Here is a 19,509-nt window from a genome sequence, read left to right on the forward strand (position 1 = left end):
CGCTGTTACGGAGAGCTCTTCGGCCGGGTGAAGCCAGTGCTCAAGCCCCTTATCAGCGGTCTGTCGATGCCCTCGGACCCGGTGACTGACACCCCCGCATCATTGCCAACAAGGAGGAAGTAATGCCGGCCCCGAAGGCCGGGAGGCACCATTGCGGAGCCACGAAAGGTAACTGTGAGAGTAGAGCTGCGGCCCGGGCTGGGCTGCTGTCAGGGTCGGCGTCGACGTTCCGGCATGACTCACAAGGTAACTGACGGCTCGTCAGGGCTTGTCGTGCCCCGAGATGTCTGCCGGACGTCGACGTCGGCCTGGCCCACCCCGTTGGCTTGATCAGCAGCTTGTCCGCCATTTCGACGTGACTCATCACAGTTCTGCCACGCGGTGACTCCTCCCAGGCCGACCCCGACACGGTCGTCCCACTCATAAGGAGAACAACCGCGTGACCATGCTCGCAGAACAGGTCGACGGCGTCATGGGCGTCGACACCCACCGCGACACCCTCGCTGCCGCAGCCGTCAGCCCCATTGGCGCGGTCGTGTCCAGCACTGACGCCCCCGCCAACGCCCGCGGCTACCGGCGCTTGCTGGACTTCGCCCGCCAGCACGTTCCCGGCCGCCGCTGCTGGGCCCTGGAGGGCATCGGCAGCTACGGCGCTGGCCTGGCCGCCTTCCTCAACCAGGCCGGCGAGCGAGTCGTGGAAGTCTGCCGGCCAAAGCGCCCAGCCGTCCGTGGCGGGCGCAAGACCGACATGATCGATGCGATCCGCGCGGCCAAGGAAGCTCTGGTCAGCGAGCATCTGATCCAGCCTCGGCTCCGCGGCGAGCGCGAAGCCCTGCGTGTCCTGCTCGCCACCCGTCACGGAGCTGTACTCGCTTCCACCGCCGCGATCAACCAGCTCAAATCGCTGATCGTGTCCGCACCGGACGATCTCCGCGTGGAGCTGCGGAAACTCAAGCGGCCGGTCCTGATCGCACGCTGTGCTCAGCTACGAGACCGCCCGGCACAGGACATCGAGCACCGCATGACCGTGCGGGCCCTACGATCCACCGCCCAGCGCATCCAGGCCCTGCAGGCCGAAGCGAAAGAGCTCGAGGGCGAGATGCTCCTCCTGGTCCGCGAGGTGGCGCCCGAACTTCTGGACCTGCTCGGCGTCGGGCCGATCACTGCTACTCAGATCCTGGTCAGCTGGCCCCACCCGGGCAGGTTCCGATCAGAGGCCGCCTTCGCCTCCTTCGCTGGCGTCTCGCCGATACCTGCCTCGTCAGGGTTGACCGACCGGCATCGACTCAACCGCAGCGGCGACCGGCAGCTCAACCGGGCTCTGCACACCATCTCGCTGATCCGAATGCGACTCGACCCGACCACGAAGGCGTACGTCGCCCGCAGAGTCGCCGAGGGCAAGACCTCCCGCGATGCGCAACGCTGCCTCCAGCGAACAATCTGCCGTCAACTTTTCAAGATCCTCGAACACTCCGACCGAGAGACCGGCACGAACTCCGAGAACCTCGTCCAAGCGGCTTGACGCGATATAGCAGCCTCGGGGGCCGTACCCGACTCGCGTGTCGGATGTTGCCGCGGCGATCGCCCGGTCTTCTGGAGGCGGTCACGTTTGCCGCCCATCGCGCAGGCTGCTGCCCACGGGGAGCGGGGAGAACCCTTGTAAGGACCCCCGCCTCCCGCTTCCTGCCCGAAACGGCCACCGCGCGGCGGCGCGAGACCAGCAGCGGAACCGGGGTTTGGATCGGCCGGGGAGTCCCGGCCGAACTCGCGTCCGATGTTGCCCAAGGCAACGTTGACGAATGCGGTCGTGTGTAACACCGGCAGATCCCAACTATTTTTGGCTTCTGCTATCCATGGCCAGAGCGCCAATGGCCTGAGTAGGGAAATCTCAAGCCAGCGTTAGTCTTGGCGCATGTCGACAGAAGCTGCACACCTAGACGGACCGGTGGCCGACCGGGACGGCTGGATCACTGACCGTTGCTCCCTTGACCGCGCTGTGCGCGCGGTCGGCAGTCGCTCCGCAATGCTGCTGATACGCGAGGCCTTCTACGGCACTCGGCGCTTTGACGACTTCGCGCATAGGGCGGGCATTTCCGAAGCTGTTGCTGCCTCGCGCCTGCGCGAACTCGTGGCTGTCGGTGTCCTTGAGCGTCGCCCCTACCAGGAGCCTGGCACGCGCACCCGACATGAGTACGCACTCACGAAAAGAGGCCGCGACCTGCTCCCTGTGGCCTTGGCTCTCATTCAGTGGGGCGACCGTTACCTCGCCGACCCGGCCGGACCACCACTCCTTTTCACCCACCACAACTGCAGCGCGCCGCTGAGGGCAGGCGTCACCTGTGAGGCGGGGCATGAGGTTCCACTCGGCGAGGTTGGCGTCGCCTTTGCGCCGAACAAGTTGAACGGATCAGACCTCAGCTCTGCTCCCACGCTCTCGGAGGGCGACCAGACGGCAAACTACTAGGGCTTGTCCCGTGGGGCCGCCGCGGTGGACGACCACCCGGCTTCGACCGCGAGGTCTACCGCCGACGCAATAGCCGAGCGCTGCTGACGCCGCCCCGCACCCGCCTCAGTAGTTCATGAAGGGTGGTTGCCGGGTCCATCAAGGTCTCGATTGCCGCCCGGGGTCTGTTGACCGGCCGACGGGTGGGTTGGGACAAAAACCCGATGCAGGGTGTCGGCCGGTGTCCGGCCCTTGCCTGCCTGAGTCGGCGTCTTTGGGCGGCAGGGCCGACCAGTCGCATTGTGGCGTCCACTGCCTCCCTGGTCAGAAGAGGTTGAAGCCGTGAGCATGTGCCCAGTTGGTGGCCCGGCTGGTGAAGGCGCGGGCGGCGGCGCTTTGGTACGTGCTTTCACGATGCAGGAGTGTGACGGTGCGGGAGGGGAGTGCGGGGGAGAGGGGGATGGGGGCCAAGTGGGGATGGCCGCGGGTGATCGCGTCGGGTAGGACGGTCGCGAGCGGGGTGCGGGTCACGATTTCGGTGAGTGCGTTGATGGAGTTGGCCTCCAACGCGATCCGTGGCTGCACGTGGTGTTCGGCGAGGTGCTGGTCGATGTGCTGGCGGGTGGCGAAGTCACCGCTGAGCAGGGCGAGATGGCGTTCGCGAAGGTCGGTGATGGGCAGGGGGCCGCGCCTTTGGATGTCGGGGTGATAGGGGCCGACGACGAGGCTGAGGGTCTCGGTGAACAGTGCGGTGGCCTCGATGCCCGGGTGATGGGCGCCCATGAAGGCGATGCCGAGATCAATCCGATCGCCGAGCAGGTCGGCTTCGATGCGGGTCTGGGGCATCTCTCGCACGTCCAAGGTGATGCCCGGATAGCGGGCATAGAAGTCGGCGACGAGGGGGCCCGTGAGGTAGGCCGTAAAGGTAGGGGTGACAGCGAGGCGTAGGTGCCCACGGGAGAGGTTCTGCACGTCCAGCACCGCCTGCTCGCCGGCCGCAAGGTCCTGTAGCGCGCGCTGGGCGTAATGGGCGTAGGCGGTCCCGGCGTCGGTGAGGCGTACCGTGCGGCCAGTACGGTCCAACAACTGGACACCGAGGGCTTTTTCCAGCTGCCGGACCTGCTGAGACAGGGTGGGTTGCGAGATGCGCAGGCCCTCGGCGGCGCGGGTGAAGTTCCCGTGCTCGGCCACTGCGAGCAGGTATCGCAGATGGCGCAGTTCAGGCTTCACACCCATCATTATAGATGCGGTCGATGGAACTCAGTGGTAATGAGTCTTGGACGCTATAAGGGCAGCTCGTGCACAGTGAATGAGGTAGACCTCATCGGCAAACCACCGGAAGGAGTACGGCATGCGTCATCTCGCCGAGGGCATCACCCGCTTTCAGCGGGAGGTCTTCCCCGCCAAGGCAGGGCTCCTCGCTCAGCTGGCCACCACCCACCAGCCCAGCACGCTGTTCATCGGCTGCTCTGACGCCCGTGTCATCCCCGAGCTGATCACCCAGGCCGATCCCGGCGAGCTGTTCGTCATCCGCACTGCCGGCAACCTCGTCCCCCTCTACACCTCCGGCGCCGACGGCATCGTCGCCAGCATCGAGTACGCCATTGCCGTCCTGGGAGTGAAGGACATTATTGTCTGCGGACACTCAGCATGCGGTGCAATGACCGCTCTCGCCCAAGGCCATGACCTGACCGACACCCCGGCCATCGCCGACTGGCTGCGCCAAGCGGCTGCCGCCCAGGACCTCAACGCACCCGCCGGAAGCAGGCAGACAGTCGCCGCATTGGTACGGGAAAACGTCGCCGTCCAGCTGGCGAATCTGGCCACACACCCCTCGGTGGCCCATGCGCTGGCCAAGGACAGTGTGCGGTTGCACGGCTGGGTCTTCGACATCCCAACTGGAACCGTCGAGGAACTCGACGCCGGGCCGCACCGCTCCCTCGTGGCCTGACCCCCCGGCCCAGTCTGGCCGATCCACGGGACCATGTCTTCCGCTCTCCGCACTTTCATGGGGGGACCGACTGAAAGGAAGCAACGCCATGATGCACGCCCAACTCGACAACACCGCCCGCCAGCAGCTCGCGGTCACCGCGGTCGAAGCCAAGACCCGCAAGGACCTCACCTGGCAGCAGATCGCAGACGCTGCCGGCCTGTCCGTGGCGTTCGTCACGGCCGCCATCCTCGGCCAGCACGCGCTGCCGGAGAAGTCGGCCGAGGCCGTCGCCGAACTCCTTGGCCTCGACGACGATGCGGTGACACTGCTGCGCAGCATTCCCACTCGCGGCTCCATCGAGGGCGGCATTCCCACCGACCCGACGATCTACCGTTTCTACGAGATGATCCAGGTTTACGGCACCACGCTCAAGGCCCTGATCCACGAGCAGTTCGGTGACGGCATCATCTCCGCGATCAACTTCAAGCTCGACGTAAAGAAGATCGCCGATCCCGAGGGAGGCGAGCGCGCCGTGATCACCCTGGACGGCAAGTACTTGCCCACTAAGCCCTTCTAGTGTCGCCTGCGCCGAAAATCACGGACTTAGTCTCTTGCTGGTTTTCAGTGGCTCGTGGAGTCACCTTGCTGAGGTAGTCGGCGAGGGATTTGAGGATCTCGTCGGCTGCCTTGGTCCAGGTGAAGGGCCTGGGGTTCTCGTTCCAAGAGTCGATCCAGGCTCTGATGTCGTCCTCCAGCGCCTTCACCCAGGTGTGGACGCTGCGGCGGATGAGTTCGTCGGTCAGCAGGCCGAACCAGGGAGCCGGTGCCCAGCCAGAAGCCGCCTGTCCTACAGGACAGCAGCGTGGTGGAGTCGGTCATGCGCAACAGGCCGTTCGGGGGCTGGCGGGGTGGCCGATGTCCACGCGCCGGTGCGTCGTTCCGACCAGGTGTCGGAGAGCGACGGCGCAGGTCTGTATTCCTTTATTTAGGAATGTCGAGCCACACTGTCTTTCCTCGGCCGTGGGGAGAATTTCCCCACGCGGAGGAAAGGATTTCCACAATGCTTAGCCCCCTTCCGTGCTCCGCCGCGGCGTTCGCCTCGTCGGAGTCGGTGATGGATGTCGGCACTGGAGGCTTGGCGTCGGTGTCACGGACCTCGAAATGAATGCGGTCGGGGTATTCGCGGAGCCATACCTCGACATCGCTGTCGGCGTGAATGAGGGCATTAGTGACGATTTCGGAAGCCATCACTTCCATGTCGTCGGCAAGTCTCTGCAGGTCCCGTCTGAGCAGGTAACTCCTCACGAACCTTCGCACGGACCTCACGCCCTGGATGTCGTGCCTCCGTATAGCCATCCGGTCGACCCTGCGGACCGAGCCGAGAGGATTTCCCTCGTATAGAGCGAACAGGAGTGCCATGTCGTCCCGCTGGCGCTCGGGGCGCTTCGACGCGCCCATGAGGAGCAAGTCCGCAATCTTGTGCAGGGAACGGGCTTCGACTCTGTCGGCTGAAGCGAGAAGGCTGCGTGCGTCGACCACCGGGTCGCCGGTGGGGGAGTTGACGATTCCGTCCGTGTAAAGCATCAGTAGTGTCTCCGGGCGGATGGTGAATTCCGTGCTGCTATACACATAGCCAGGCTCAACGCCGAGCGGGAGGTTCGGCGGAGCGTCCGGCGCTATGATCCCGGCCTCGGGGCAGCGAAGGAGCGGAACCGGGTGACCGGCCAGAGCGATCTCGACGACCCCGCCTTCCGGATCGAGTCGGACGAAACAGCAAGTGGCAAAGAGATCGGTGTCGAGTTCGGCGAGCAGTTCGCTGGATCGGGCGAGCACATCGGCGGGCTCGTGTCCTTCCGCAGCATACGCGCGCAGTCCGCTTCGGAGCTGTCCCATGATCACCGCGCTGTCGATGTTGTGGCCCTCCACGTCGCCGACCACGAGACCGGTTTGCCGACCCGGCAGGGGAATGACGTCGTACCAGTCACCGCCCATCCCCGAGGGGGCGGACGCGGACAGGTACCGAGCAGTGATCACCACCTCGGGGAGTTCGGGCAGTGAGCGGGGGAGTAGCTTCTTCTGCAGCGCCTCCGTGAGAGCGTGCTCGCTCTCGGTGAGTTGGGCACGCTCCATGGCCACGGCGAGCTGGGCGGCCATCATCAGCAGGACGGCCTGTTCTTCGGCGCCGATCCATCGCGCGGTCTCAAAGCCGAGCAGGCAGCTGCCCCGGAAGTTTCCGCTGCCCACCAGAGGTAGCACCGCACATGCCTGGATGTCAGCACTCTCCAGAGTGGGGTAGGTCGCTAGCAGTGCCGCGCGATCGGGGAGAAAGAGGGGTTGTCCGGTGCAGAGCACATCTGCACTGGGGGTGCTTCTGTCCAGGGGCGCCCCGTGGACCATCCGCACCAGCTCCGCAGACCCGCTGTGCCCGGCCACCCGAAGTCTGCCCTCTTGAGCCACCGCAGCCACGAATGCGCTGGCGCCGAAAGGCAGCATGATCCGTTCACGCGCAGCTCGCATGACGTCGACCAGCCCCGGCGCCTCGTTGAGCGCGGCGGAGAGTTTGTGTACTTGGTACATCTGCGAGAGAGCGGCTGATCCGGGAAGGTCGGGCAATCCCCAACGTTGCTTCACCTCCGCGATGGGGATCCCTTCATCGTCCGGGCTTCGGAACATGGGGATGATCAGGGGAGATGCGGTCGGCTTCATGGTGTGATCAACCTGAGACTGGTCGACCAAACCGGACGTCAGCAGTTCCCCCAGCGTAGCCATCCGTTCCTGCAGTCCCTCGCAGGTCTGGCTTGGCGGTACCCAAATCCCGGTCAGCACTCCAAGCTTCTCGTCCCCGGCGATGAGGGGTACGGCCACGACCGAGTATGGGTAGGGCATCATCCGCAGTGCGCGCTCTTCACGGGAGATCGCATGGGCAGCGTCGGAGGCCACGGTGCGGCCGGTGCGGTAGGCGGCAGCCGTTACGAGGGGACCGTCGCACGCAATGACCTCGGGGATGGTGAAGACCGCTGGCGGGGCCCCGCCGACTGCGGCTGACAGCAGGTGCGTGCCATTGGCATCATGCGCAGCCAGGTAGACGACGCCGACATAGGCGCCGAACTCGAATCTCATCTGACGGAAGACCTCGGCAAGCAGCTTGCTCCGGTCAGTGGGGGCTGGAGGGGGGTTGCCGGTGGCGTCAGTTCCGTCGTTGGCTGTCCGGGAATCTTTCACGCTTTCCCCACACGGTGCGGCGCGCTATGCGGCTATAGGGCGCGGATTGCGTCATCCGGCGACTACGTCCCCGGTCCTATGTGATGGCACTCATTCAAGTCATCTCACCCCGGTGACTCTGGTGCAACCGCGGCGCGGCGATGCTCTCGCGGCTTGTCTTCAGCATTGGGAAGTGTGTCCGCCTCTCGTAAACCTGCGGGGCCGGTCACGCCGGTGAGACCAACGGTTTCGCGATGAAGGGCGGCGCACCGCGCACCGCCCAGTAGGTGGGCGGAGGGTGCTCGTTGTGGTCCGCTTGTGGACGGCAAGGTCCTGCCGTGCGGGGGTCCCGTTGATGGTGAGCACGTGGTCGAGGGCCTCGCGTCGGATACTGCCGGTGATCCTTCTGCCTAGGGGAGGTGGGCGCGTGATGTTCCTCGGCCGGCTCGCGGCGTGTCGTGCCGGTGGACGGGCGTCCACGCCCGGCCCGCAGTGGGGCATGGTCCGGGCGTGGACGCCCCCTTGTGACGCGGTGGTTAGCCCGACGTCGCCGGGGCGGCCTTCAGGAGAGGTTCGCACGGACTGCCTTGTCCGCATGCACCTTGGTCTTCTTGCCCTGCGGTGGCGTGGCCGGGGCGCTCGCACGCAGGGTGTGCTTGCCCGGGTTCGCAACGAACAGGGTGAAGAGACCGTTGCCGGCCCGAGGGTCGTCCGGCGTCGCGACGGTGACCGCCGTGCTGACCGGATGCTGCAAGTCGGTGATAGTGGCGCCGACCAGGCCCGCCCTGGAGCTGCTGTCACGGACGGTGTCGACGGTCAAGCCGCCAGAGACCGGCACGAGGGTGCGCGTCCCGACGTACACGTCCCCTGGCGTCGCCGCTCGAGGAGGAGTGACCCAGGTCGTCTCCCAGGTCGTGCCGCCGTCGGTGGCGACGTCCACGCTCATCTGCAGTTTGTGCGGTTTGTTCAGGTATGCCGTCTAGAAGTCGAGCTCCGCCGACTGTCCGCCGGAGAAGTCGTAGACCGGGCTGATCAGTTGGCTGACCGGGTGCGGGCCGATTGGTCAGTTGTCGCTCTCGATGACGGCGAACGAGCCGCTGCCGCCGGTCGCGTCGCCGCGCTGGATCGGGTTGTCGAATTCCCATCCATTGTCGGTGCGCCGGGAGCGTTGATCACGGTCCAGCCCTGCGGAGTCGAGCTGGTGGAGTCGACGTTCCCGTCGCGCCGTCGCGTCTGAGTATGTAGCCGACAGCCGTGGCGGTGTCGAGGTCCGTGGTCAGTTCCTGGACGACCGCATGGCTGTAGCGGGGCGGCTCCTCAGTCTGGCAGTCCCTGGTAGCCACGCAGCTTGCGATACAGCGTTGCCCGGCCGATGCCCAGCGATGCCGCCGCGCGCGCCTTGTTACCCCCGTGGCGGTGCAGCGCGCCGAGGATCGCCTCGCGCTCGGCAAGCGCAATTGGGCTCAGCTTTCGAGCGGCGTGTGTCTCCCGTACAGCGTCGGGAAGTTCGCCACGGCGCACCGGCCCGGAACTGCGCCGCTGCTTCGCCACCGCCCTTACAAGGTGAGCGAGTTCGGTGATATTGCCGGGCCAGGAGTGCTGTTCGAGCGCTCGCAGCGTGTCGAGTGTCCAGGTCAGCGGCGGCTGCCCGGGCTCCGGCCGGGGTGCGAGGAGGGGGAGCAATTCCCTTATGTCATCGGCTCGTTCACGCAAGGGCGGCAGTACGACGGAACGTGCCGCCAGTGTGTCCAGCAGCCGCTGCAGACATGGGCCGGGCGCGGTCCCTGGTGTGTACGTCGCCACGAGCGGCAGCTCCGGTTGCTCGCCGAGCAGGGCGATCAGTGCGGCCACATCACGCTGTGCCAGCTGCTCGGTGTGGCGCAGCAGCATGGGATTGGTCAGGGCGCCCTTACCACTCAGCGACTCGCATTGAGCGGCTAGTTCGCCGTCTGGTGCCTGGGCGGCATCGACGATCAGCGGCCCGATGTCGTTGCGCCGGGCGAGTAGGGCCAGAGCCAGCGCGGTCTTCCCGGTGCCGCGCTCGCCGGTCAGTAGCAACGGCTGCCCGGACTGCGCCAGGTCGAGCGCGAGGCCCGCTGCATGCCGCCACGGCACGGAACTCCCGGCCAGCCTGACCAGCTTGTCCCGCCCAAGCCGTGGTTCACTGAAATGTTCCTTACGAAGGCGGTCTGGCTCACCACGTCGACTTGTCTTTTCGGACAAGTGTGAGGGCGGGGAGAGCACGGCGCTCAGCTCGCTCGGTTCCTCGACAACGGCGAGCACACCACCCGTCCGCAGCGGGGTGACCCGAGCGACACGCCCCTCACCGTCCGGCAGTTCGATGTTGTATGCCTCCGCAGGCTCTTCCCATACCCCTGCCGCCTCCCGTTCGAGCACCGCCAGTGCCTGCGGGGACAGCAGCCGCGCCGCGCCGCCACTCACCAGCTGGTTCCGGCCGTCGAGCGCGAGCACCGCCCGCCCCTCGGCGCTCTCCCGCAGATAGGCGTCGAGCAGCAGACGCTCCGGCGGCCGTGCCGCGGCGGCCAGCTCCGCCTCGACAGCCGCTGCCGTCGCCTCGGCGAGTACGGCGCCCGTGTGCGGAACGCAGTCCGCGCGTAGTCCGCCCACGACCGTTACTGTGCCGGCCGCGCGCCCAGAACCAGGTCCACGGAGCGGAACACTGACACAGGAGAGTTCCTGCCACAGGTCGAGAAAGTGCTCGGGTCCGTGCACCTCGGCGCGAACTCCCGTGCGCAGGGCGAGCGCCACGCTGTTGTTGCCGACGACCCTCTCCGACAGATCACGGCGCAGGGTGTTCGAGGACCAGCGGCCACACCACCACAGGACCTTGCAGCGTTCGTCCGTGAGGAGCAGCGCGCAGTCCCCGCCGTCCAGCGCGGCTGCGAGCCGGTCGAGCACTGGGCGGGCCGCGGCGAGCAGCGCCGAGTCCTCGGTGTCATCGGTACCGGGCGCCGTCGCCAGATCGCGCCGTACTCCGTAGAAACGCGCACGCCGCCAGGCCGCTACAACGTTGTTCGGCACGTCGTCGGGCAAGGGCCGACCCTGCAGGAAGCGCTCGCGCGCCTGGCGTATCCGCTCGAGGGAGAACGCTGTGCCGGAGTCGGCTGTGGGGGAGTGCTCGGTACTGGTCACGACGGCTCTACGGTATCCGGCTGCCGGTGTCTCGAATTGAGACACCCATTCTCACGCGGACAGGTTCAAGATCACTAATGAACAAGTTGTGAGTCCATCTCAGGAGCTACGCAGTGCACACCGTCGAGACCGATGTATTGATCGTGGGCAGCGGCCCCGCGGGATCTTCGGCAGCCCTGGCACTGAGCACCTACGGCGTGCCCAATATCGTCGTGACCCGCTATGCCTCCCTGGCGGACACCCCGCGCGCCCACATCACCAACCAGCGAACCATGGAGGTGCTGCGTGACCTCGGTGTCGAGGACGAGGTCGTGGCCAAGGCCACCCCACAGCAGCTGATGGGCAACACCGTCTTTTGTACCAGCCTCGCGGGCGAGGAGCTGGGGCGGCTGCGCTCCTGGGGCAATGAACCGCTGGTGCAGGCTGAACATGAACTCGCCAGCCCGAGCCGCATGTGCGACATGCCGCAGCACCTCATGGAGCCAATTCTCGCCGACGCGGCGGTTGCGCGCGGTACTTCGCTGCGCTTCGAGACGGAGTACCTGTCGCACGTACAGGACGCGGACGGGGTGACAACCACCGTCAAGGACCGGCTGCGCGGGGACATTTACGAGATACGCGCGAAGTACCTGATCGGCGCGGACGGCGCCCGCAGCCGGGTCGCGGAGAACGCGCGGCTGCCGACCGTCGGCCAGATGGGTGTCGCGGGCAGCATCAACATCCTCTTCGAGGCGGACCTCAGTAAGTACACCGCGTACCGGCCGTCCACCCTCTACTGGGTGCTCGCCCCGGGCGCCACAGTTGGCGGCATCGGCGCGGGCCTCGTTCGCTGCGTACGCCCGTGGAACGAGTGGATGATCGTGTGGGGTTACGACCTCGCGGCCGGCGCCCCCGACCTCACCGAGGAGTACGCGGTGTCGGTCGTACGCCGTCTCATCGGTGACGACGACATCCCGGTGACCATCACCTCGTCCTCCGCCTGGACGGTCAACCATCTGTACGCCGAGAACTATCAGGACGGCCGTGTGCTGTGTGCTGGCGACGCTGTACACCGCCATCCGCCGTCGAACGGCCTCGGTTCCAACACTTCCATTCAGGACGCGTACAACCTGGCGTGGAAGCTGAAGCTCGTCCTGGACGGCACCGCCGGCCCGTCCCTCCTCAACACCTACACCGCCGAACGCGCTCCCATCGGCAAGCAGGTCGTCGAGCGCGCCAACAAGAGCATCGGCGAAACCGCACCCGTCTTCGAGGCGCTCGACGGGCTCTCCCCACAGACGCCCGAGCAACTGTGGGCCAATATCGCCGGGCGTAAGGACACCACCGAGGCCGCCGAGAAGCAGCGGGAACAGCTGCGTGAGGCGATCGCCTCCAAAGCGTACGAATTCAACGCCCACGGCGTCGAGATGAACCAGCGCTACGCGTCGGACGCGATCGTCTCTGACGGCACCGAAGACCCTGGCTTCGACCGCGATCCCGAGCTCCATCACCAGCCCTCCACCAGGCCGGGCGCCAAGCTCCCACACGCCTGGATCACCCGCGGCCGCGAGCAGCTGTCCACCTTGGACGCGGCGGGTCGGGGACGGTTCGCCCTGTTCACCGGCATCGGCGGAGACGACTGGACGTGCGCGGCCACGACCGCCACCGAAACGCTCGGTGTCGAGCTCGCCACGGTCGTCATCGGCCCCGGGCAGGAGTACGAGGACCCGTACGGCGACTGGGCGCGGCTGCGTGATATCGCCGACTCGGGGGTTCTGCTCGTACGACCCGACCATCACATTGCTTTCCGGCACGCTCACGCCACGGCGTCCGGTGACGCGGAGGTGCTGCTCACCGCGGCGCTGCGTCAGATCCTCGGACACGGCTGAACCCCTCTCAATGCTTACCCTGCATTTCCACGAAAGGTGAACACCATGGCCTTCGCACTGCTCAGGCGCAGGCGAACCCAGGGCTTCGGCGGCGGCACGGGCCTCGCTCTGCCCCTTCCGCCCGGCGCAGGCGGCCTCGTCCGCGAGGTGCTGGACCCGTTGGGTCACCCCCTCGGCGGCGTTGACGTCACGGTCACCGCGACTGATACCCAGCGGGTCGCGGCACGAGGCACCACCGATCCGTACGGGCTGTTCTGCGCCGCATTGCCCGCGGGCCGTTACAGTCTGCTGATCACCGCGGAGAGCCTGCAGCCGCACCGCGAGGCGGTGGACATCGTCGCGGGGGAGCGCGTGCCGCAGGCCAGGACACAGCTGGACATGGCGCGCCAGCCGGAGCTTCCGTCCCCCGGCGTCTGGCTCTTCGACCCGCCGCACACTGCGATCCGCTTCATCGCTAAGCATGTCGGCATGGCAAATGTGCACGGCCGATTCGAGCGCTTCGAGGGCGGCATCCGGGTCCACGAGAACATGGAGGAGTCGCAGGTCGAGGTCAGGATCCACGCCGACAGCATCACCACGGGCAACAACACCCGGGACAACCACCTGCGCTCGGCGGACTTTCTCGACGTCGAGAACTACCCGTACATCGACTTCGCCAGCAGTCGGTTCGTTCACCGCGGTGGCTCCAAGTGGTCGCTGCAGGGCACGCTGACCATGCACGGCGTCAGTCGCTCGATGGCCCTGGATACCAACTACCTGGGCACGGTCAACGGCGGCTACGGCGAGGAACTGCGCTGCGCCGCCCTGGCCAAGGCTGAACTCCACCGTGAGGACTACACCCTCAACTGGCGCAACATGCTGGCGCGCGGTATCGCCGTGGTCGGCCCGACGGTCAAGCTGGAGCTGGACATACAGGCGATGTACCGGAGTCACGACACCCCGACACCGCCCCGGTAGTTCCCGCGCCGTTGAGCCTGCGCGAAGTCACCTTTATGACACCGAGGATAAAGGTGACATGCCTCAAGGCAGGCAACACAACCTCCCGCGCCCCGTCGTCTCGTTGCCTGACCGATCCGCGGGAAGACTTGCCTCGGTCCACGGGGCTCGGACCTGTAAGTTCGCCCCTTTTTTTAGCGCGTACGTGGGCGGAGTCGAGGACGACGCGGGAGACGTCAGTCAGACCTGCGTTTCGAGTTGATGAAGGACCGCTTCATGGAGGCGGCCCCAGAGACCTGCTCTGGACCAGATCATGAGACGGCGATGGGCCGTCGACTTCGATGTCCCGAAGCACGGCGGCAGAGCCCGCCAGGAACCCCCGTTCCAGCCAGGCAGTCTGAGCGTGGTTGCGCCCGCTGCTGCGGCGGATGTCCGTGGAGGGCTGCACGAGGCGCCTGTCGAAAGTGGCTTGCCTGCGATCCTCAGCTGCGGGGCAGTCCGGAAGGTGAGGAGCTGCGGGCATAAGCGTAACAATTCAGGTTACGGTACACGATCGGTCTGACCGGGGTCGGACGCGACCAGCATCGGACGGAGCCGATCGCGCGACACCGCTGCTTGGCCAGCCTGGCGGCCATTCCCTGAGATGTAGGGAACCCGCTCAACTGCATCACGCAGCCGGGATGCCTGAGGGTGCAGACAGGGACGAGGGGAGTTTGCATCCCACCGTCCCAGAAGGGCCTGGATCTCATCCAACTGCCCCCGGTGTTAGCAACGTTGCCGGCCATCACACGCCGACACAGGTGCGGCGTCACCCAGCGGTCGAGACCAGCCCGGCGGGACGCCAGGAAGTCGCTTCCGACCGGCCCGAGTGCCGCGTGATGCTCCGGAACCCCTCGTCAATCCGTTCCGCTCGCCGCTCGGGGTGCCGATCACGCCTGAGCGATCGGCGCGATCGGTGAGGTGCGTTAGTCGTGCTGATCGAAGGTCTGAACTCGACGGGCATCGCCCACTTCCTCGGCGGCCTCGACCAGGAGTTGTTCTCGGTCTGCCGCCGCACAACGTGAAGGTGCGCACCCTAGTGTCTCGTGATCCTGTTCATGTCAGTTCGAGTTGTTATTTACGAGTTTCTTCACGTTGGTCGCGACGAGTCGGACCTTCGCGAGGACCTCGCCGGCGGTCGCGGTCCAAGTGAACGGTTTCGCTGTCGTGTTCCAGGAGTTGATGTAGTCGCGGATCTGTTTGATCAGGACGTTGACGCTGGAGAACGTGCCGCGGCGGATGGACTGCCGGGTCAGGATTCCGAACCAGATCTCGATCTGGTTCAGCCACGAGGAGCCGACGGGAGTGAAATGGAAGTGGACGTGCGGGTTCTTGACCAGCCACTCCTTGACCTCCGGGGTGGTGTGCGTCGAGAGGTTGTCCAGGACGACATGGATGTCCTTCCCGGCGTGCGGTTTCACCGCCTTCTTCAAGAAGGCCAGGAAATCCTTGCCGTTCCGGGTCGGCCTGCACTCGCCGAGCACTTCACCAGTGGTGACGTTCAGGGCGGCGAACAGGTTCGTGGTGCCGTGCCGGACGTAGTCGGCGGTGCGCTTCTCGCTCGCCGCGAAGGCGACCGGCAGCACCGGCTGGGTCCGGTCCAGCGCCTGGATCTGCGTCTTCTCGTCGATCGAGAGGACTACCGCGCCGCCCGGCGGGGCCAGATACAGGCCGATCACGTCGGCCACCTTCTCCGCGAACGCGGGATCTTTGGAAATCTTGAAGGTGCCGGACCGGTGCGGCTTCAGGCTTTCCTCGCGCCAGACGCGCGCGATGTAGTGCCAGGACACGGTGATGTTCTCGGTTCGCTCCAGGTACTTCGCCAACTCCCGTGTGGACCAGTGCGAAAGCCCCGTGCCGTCCGGCGGCGTCATGCGCGTCAGCGCGATCACCCGGGACCGCACCCGCGCCGGTACCTGTTCCCGTGCGCCACCGGGACGCTCCCCTTCCAGCCCGGCCAGTCCGTGCTCGGCATAGCGGGTCTTCCAGCGGTCCACGGTCGGCAGTGACACCCCGAGCAGCTCGGCAATGTCCTTGCGCCGACGCCCCTCGCTCGACCACAGCACGATCCGGCCCCGCGTAGCGATGTCCGCAGGAACGTCCCGGCTGTTCAACAACTCCAGCAACTCGGCGGCCCGTTCCACGGAGATCTCCACACCAAGAGACCCTGCCACACAAGATCAAGTAACGCTGGCGGAATCACGAAACACTAGATGTCACGGCCGAGCCCAAATCCCAAAGCGGCAGCTTTTAGAGCAGCGGAATTGGACCGACGTCTCGACTCCCTTTCGTTACTTTCCGCTCATCAAGAGATCAGTCTATGGCCGTGATTCGCCTTGCCCTTTCAATCGTGGACAGACGCTTGATAGTCGTTTGTCATCTCACGTCTGCCCAGCTCAGACCGCTTCTGCATAGCATCGTTGCAGTTTGAACTATCAATGCGAGAAGGGCCCCTTCATGTGCATTCACGGTGACACTCCGTCACAAGAGCCGACCGGGCGGAATCGGCGAGGCTTTCTGCGCAACGCGGCGCTGGCCGGTGCGGGAGCGGCAGCCGTAGGAGTCGGCGCCCCCGCGCTCGGCGGAACGTCCGCGTTCGCCGCGGACGCCACCAGGAGTGGCAAGACCGGTCCGTGGAGACCGGATCCGACCGCCCTCCAGTTCACCCTCGCGGTCATGCCGGACACCCAGTTCCTGTACTGGGGCAGCCAGGACAGCGTCAACCGGACACCGCAGGAGGAGTCGTTCCGCTACATCATCAACAACAGCGGGGACGCCACCAACAACATCGTGTTCATGGCACACCTCGGTGACCTGACGCAGGATGCCGACGCGTCGTCGTTCCACCAGGTCGACAAGGCGTTCGCCCTGCTGGACTCGCATGGTGCCGCGTACAGCGTGGTGGCCGGCAACCACGACGTGTCCGGCGACGACAGCCGCGGCGATACGCCGTACCTGAAGACCCTGGGCCCGCAGCGGTTCAAGCGCTCCAAGACGTTCGCCGGGTCGGACCCGACCGGCTACAACACCGCGCACATCTTCCAGGCCGCCGGCCGCTCGTGGCTGGTGCTGGCCCTGGACTGGCGGACCACCGACCAGGGCTTCGCATGGGCCAACGATGTCATCAAGGCCCACCCGGAGATGCCGGTGATCCTCACGGCGCACGACATCGTCTACTCGGACTACGATGACAACGTTTTCCCCTACGAGTCCGGTGACCCGGAGGACAACGCGGCGCTCTCCGATTACGGCCAGTCAATCTGGGACAAACTGGTCAAGGATAATGACCAGATCTTCCTGACCCTCAACGGGCACTACTGGCCGTCCGGGCGTATGACCAAGAAGAACGCCGTCGGCAACGACGTGCACATGCACATCACGAATTACCAGAACCGCTACTTCGGCGGTGGCGGCATGATCCGCCTCTACCACTTCGACCTGGCCCGCAACACGATCGACGTCGAGACGATCAACCCGTGGATCCTGGCTCAGGAGCCGGAGTCCCGCACCGAACTGGCAGCCGAGCACGCCCGGATCACCGGCCCGGTCGACAACTTCTCGATCCCGGTCGACTTCGAGCGGCGGTTCTCGAGCTTCATCCCGGTTCCGGTCCGGCCCGCCCGGCCCGCCGGCAGAGAGCTGGTGAAGGGCACGCTGGCGTATTGGCGCTTCGACGGGCAGGGCGCGCCCGGCACCTCGCTCTCCGTGGGCCAGACGATCCACGACCTGTCCGGCAAGGGCAACGACCTGACGGTGGTGACCGTGCCAGGCACAGCCGCCGACGCGCTGACCTGGTCCGCCGACCACCACCCCGACCAGCCCGGGCACGCCAGCCTGAAGTTCGTCGGCGGCAGGAACCCGGTCCACGGCTCATACCTGACCACCGGGGGCAAGGCTCCGCTGAACTCCGAGACGTTCAAGACCGGGTACACGATCGAGACGTTCGTGAGGATGCCGCTGGACTGGGACGCCGGCAAGAATGGCAACGCGTCGATACTCAGCCGCCGGGGTTCGGCCGGGTCCGCCGGAAAGCACGGCAAGAACACCGACCCGAACGAGCCCGTGGCTCAGTTCGCTATCACGAACAACGGCCGCGAGCCGCAGTTCAACCACTACCCGCTGAACAACACCTACCCGACGACCAACTGGGGTCACGGTTTGGTGGAGCTCAAGTGGTGGCACCTGGCGGTGGTGAACGACGGCCGTCTCACGAAGTTGTACGTCGAGGGCGCTCCGGTCGTCGACAACCCGAACCGCCTGTCGGTCGGCCTCGCCTCGCTCGGGTTGCCCTGGCTGGTGGGCGGCCACGAGTACGCGGGCGCCGTCGACGTCGTCTTCCACGGCAACGTCGGTGACATCCGCATAGTGAACCGCCCCCTGTCCGCGGAAGAGTTTCTGACCGCCAAGTAGGGCTGTCCCTCCCGTCTCCGGCCCACCCGCCGGAGGTGGGAGGCACTCATTCCAGGAGGCGGCGTAGGTCGGCGGCCTCGCATTAGGCACTGTTTCTCGGATCATGCCCGGAGCCAGATCACGAGGGCTGCGAGGGTGATGGTGCCGAGGTAGATGTAGGCGCGTTTCTCGTAGCGGGTGGCGACGGCGCGGAAGCCTTTGAGTCGGTTGATGGCGCGCTCGACGGTGTTGCGCTTCTTGTAGCGCTCGCTGTCGAACCCGGTGGGCCGGCCGCCTCGAGAACCTCCGTTCTGCCGGTGCCTATGCTGGTCGAGACGTTCGGGGATGGTATGCCGGATTCCGCGTCGCCGCAGGTAACGGCGATTCTTCCGGGACGTTAGGCCTTGTCCGCCAAGACATGGTCGGGTCGCGTGCGGGGCCGTCCGACTCCGGTGCGGCACACGGAGACCTGCTCCAACACGCGGTCGAGCTGCGGGCCGTCACCGTAGTGTCCGGGTGCCAGGACGAAAGCGAGGGGGCGGCATCGTCCCTCGGCGACGAGGTGGATCTTGGTGGTGAAGCCGCCACGGGAACGTCCCAGACACTCGCCGATCGGACCACCTCCTCCAGCCGGACGGCCAGTTTCCGCAGCACCGGATCGACCTGGTTCGTCCCCCGGTCGGCCCCCTTTTCAGGGACCGCGGCCGCTGGCGCTTTCCTCGCGCCGGCGGCGTGCTGGTGGGCCCGCACCGCCGTCGAATCCACCGACACGTCCCAGTCGATCCCGCCCGCGGCGTCCTCGGCAGCCTGGATGCGAGACAGCAGCATCTTCCAGGTTCCATCAGCTGACCAGCGGCGATGCCGTTTATAGACCGTTTCCCATGGCCCGAACCGCTCCGGCAGATCCCGCCACTGCACACCCGTCCGCACCCTGTAGAGAACCCCGTTGATCACCCGCCGATGATCGCTCCACCGACCCCCACGCGCACCACCAGGAGGTAAGAACGACTCCAGCCGATCCCACTCCGCATTCGTCAGATCCCCACGACCCATGCAGCCAGCCTGACCCCAACACCCCACTCACGTCCGGAGATCCGAGAAACAGTGCCTAGCAGGTCGCCAACCTGGAGGTCGGTGCAGGGCGCCGGCCACGTCGGCTTCGCCGACCATGTCGACCAAGCGGTGGCCGTCGATGGCTGGCAGGCGGCGGACCTTGTGGCGCGGCATCACGAGCGGCCCGATGGCGACTTCCACCATCGCGCCGGCGCGCGAGTCTTCCAGAGGGTGGGTGGCTCACGGAAGTTCTGGCTCTCTTTTCATGGCGCAGCCGCCTCGGGCGATCGTCGCCGGCACAAACTGTTGGGGAGCCAGATCGAAACCCCCTGCTTCTACTCTCTCGTCGCCTGGAGGCAGGGAGGGCAGCCACCGCGCCCCGGCCTCGGCTGACGGGGCCGCCGGATGAGCGGGCTCACGCTCACCCGGCCCCCATCCTGACGCTGCCCCACAGGCCGCTAGCTAGTACCTCGCTTACACCCTCGGCACAGAGC

At 66.2% G+C, this 19,509-nt stretch carries 12 protein-coding genes and 3 pseudogenes; 7 read left to right on the forward strand and 8 right to left on the reverse strand.

What is annotated here, in order from left to right; all coding sequences use genetic code 11:
• Positions 1-445 precede the first annotated feature (445 nt).
• Positions 446-1,522, forward strand: coding sequence for an IS110 family transposase (locus OHA03_RS41815; RefSeq protein ID WP_267009655.1), 1,077 nt, complete (start codon positions 446-448; stop codon positions 1,520-1,522).
• A 390-nt stretch (positions 1,523-1,912) separates the two neighbouring features.
• Positions 1,913-2,464 (forward strand): helix-turn-helix domain-containing protein, encoded by a 552-nt coding sequence (locus OHA03_RS41820; RefSeq protein ID WP_267009171.1) that lies wholly within the window; start codon positions 1,913-1,915, stop codon positions 2,462-2,464.
• Between the two features lie 303 nt (positions 2,465-2,767).
• Here OHA03_RS41820 and cynR read toward each other — a convergent pair whose 3' ends face one another.
• A complete protein-coding gene (gene cynR, locus OHA03_RS41825) occupies positions 2,768-3,673 on the reverse strand; it encodes a transcriptional regulator CynR (protein WP_267009172.1) in 906 nt (301 codons plus the stop codon).
• Positions 3,674-3,794: 121 nt separating this feature from the next.
• On the opposite strand from cynR, the gene OHA03_RS41830 reads away from it, so the two are divergent.
• Both OHA03_RS41830 and cynS read left to right on the forward strand, forming a co-directional pair.
• The gene (locus tag OHA03_RS41830) at positions 3,795-4,394 is read left to right on the forward strand and encodes a carbonic anhydrase (protein ID WP_267009173.1); all 600 of its coding nucleotides are present in this window, start codon (positions 3,795-3,797) and stop codon (positions 4,392-4,394) included.
• An 88-nt stretch (positions 4,395-4,482) separates the two neighbouring features.
• Positions 4,483-4,953 carry a cyanase gene (cynS, locus tag OHA03_RS41835; RefSeq protein WP_267009174.1) on the forward strand — a complete coding sequence of 157 codons (471 nt, stop codon included), beginning with the start codon at positions 4,483-4,485 and terminating at the stop codon, positions 4,951-4,953.
• Between the two features lie 404 nt (positions 4,954-5,357).
• Here cynS and OHA03_RS41840 read toward each other — a convergent pair whose 3' ends face one another.
• The 3 genes from OHA03_RS41840 to OHA03_RS41850 form a co-directional block, all read right to left on the reverse strand.
• Positions 5,358-7,496, reverse strand: coding sequence for a SpoIIE family protein phosphatase (locus OHA03_RS41840; protein WP_267009175.1), 2,139 nt, complete (start codon positions 7,494-7,496; stop codon positions 5,358-5,360).
• Between the two features lie 643 nt (positions 7,497-8,139).
• A complete protein-coding gene (locus OHA03_RS41845; RefSeq protein WP_267009176.1) occupies positions 8,140-8,523 on the reverse strand; it encodes a hypothetical protein in 384 nt (127 codons plus the stop codon).
• A gap of 371 nt (positions 8,524-8,894) precedes the next feature.
• A complete protein-coding gene (locus OHA03_RS41850) occupies positions 8,895-10,730 on the reverse strand; it encodes a helix-turn-helix domain-containing protein (protein WP_267009177.1) in 1,836 nt (611 codons plus the stop codon).
• Between the two features lie 113 nt (positions 10,731-10,843).
• Here OHA03_RS41850 and OHA03_RS41855 point away from each other — a divergent pair, with 113 nt between their 5' ends.
• Positions 10,844-12,598, forward strand: coding sequence for an FAD-dependent monooxygenase (locus OHA03_RS41855; RefSeq protein WP_267009178.1), 1,755 nt, complete (start codon positions 10,844-10,846; stop codon positions 12,596-12,598).
• 45 nt (positions 12,599-12,643) lie between these two features.
• Complete coding sequence (locus OHA03_RS41860) at positions 12,644-13,555, forward strand: YceI family protein (protein ID WP_267009179.1); 912 nt, start codon at positions 12,644-12,646, stop codon at positions 13,553-13,555.
• Between the two features lie 127 nt (positions 13,556-13,682).
• Here OHA03_RS41860 and OHA03_RS41865 read toward each other — a convergent pair.
• Positions 13,683-13,918, reverse strand: a pseudogene (locus tag OHA03_RS41865) (IS5/IS1182 family transposase); the annotation flags it as partial.
• Positions 13,919-14,634: 716 nt separating this feature from the next.
• Complete coding sequence (locus OHA03_RS41870; protein WP_267009180.1) at positions 14,635-15,747, reverse strand: IS630 family transposase; 1,113 nt, start codon at positions 15,745-15,747, stop codon at positions 14,635-14,637.
• A gap of 283 nt (positions 15,748-16,030) precedes the next feature.
• On the opposite strand from OHA03_RS41870, the gene OHA03_RS41875 reads away from it, so the two are divergent.
• Positions 16,031-17,983: a LamG-like jellyroll fold domain-containing protein gene (locus tag OHA03_RS41875; protein WP_267009181.1), complete on the forward strand. Its 1,953-nt coding sequence runs from the start codon at positions 16,031-16,033 to the stop codon at positions 17,981-17,983.
• A gap of 101 nt (positions 17,984-18,084) precedes the next feature.
• Here OHA03_RS41875 and OHA03_RS41880 read toward each other — a convergent pair.
• Positions 18,085-19,015: pseudogene (locus tag OHA03_RS41880) on the reverse strand (IS5 family transposase).
• Positions 18,997-19,180, reverse strand: a pseudogene (locus tag OHA03_RS41885) (hypothetical protein); the annotation flags it as partial. The pseudogenes OHA03_RS41885 and OHA03_RS41880, both read right to left, overlap by 19 nt.
• Between the last annotated feature and the right edge of the window lie 329 nt (positions 19,181-19,509).

It is taken from the genome of Streptomyces sp. NBC_00154, assembly GCF_026342835.1.
Classification (GTDB): domain Bacteria; phylum Actinomycetota; class Actinomycetes; order Streptomycetales; family Streptomycetaceae; genus Streptomyces.

What these genes read in the sequence shown, in the direction of transcription:
- OHA03_RS41815 (WP_267009655.1), top strand. Translation starts at nt 446, where the DNA reads ATGCTCGCAGAACAGGTCGACGGCGTCATGGGCGTCGACACCCACCGC.
- OHA03_RS41820 (WP_267009171.1), top strand. Translation starts at nt 1,913, where the DNA reads ATGTCGACAGAAGCTGCACACCTAGACGGACCGGTGGCCGACCGGGAC.
- OHA03_RS41830 (WP_267009173.1), top strand. Translation starts at nt 3,795, where the DNA reads ATGCGTCATCTCGCCGAGGGCATCACCCGCTTTCAGCGGGAGGTCTTC.
- cynS (WP_267009174.1), top strand. Translation starts at nt 4,483, where the DNA reads ATGATGCACGCCCAACTCGACAACACCGCCCGCCAGCAGCTCGCGGTC.
- OHA03_RS41840 (WP_267009175.1), bottom strand. Translation starts at nt 7,496, where the DNA reads ATGAGATTCGAGTTCGGCGCCTATGTCGGCGTCGTCTACCTGGCTGCG.
- OHA03_RS41845 (WP_267009176.1), bottom strand. Translation starts at nt 8,523, where the DNA reads ATGAGCGTGGACGTCGCCACCGACGGCGGCACGACCTGGGAGACGACC.
- OHA03_RS41860 (WP_267009179.1), top strand. Translation starts at nt 12,644, where the DNA reads ATGGCCTTCGCACTGCTCAGGCGCAGGCGAACCCAGGGCTTCGGCGGC.
- OHA03_RS41875 (WP_267009181.1), top strand. Translation starts at nt 16,031, where the DNA reads ATGTGCATTCACGGTGACACTCCGTCACAAGAGCCGACCGGGCGGAAT.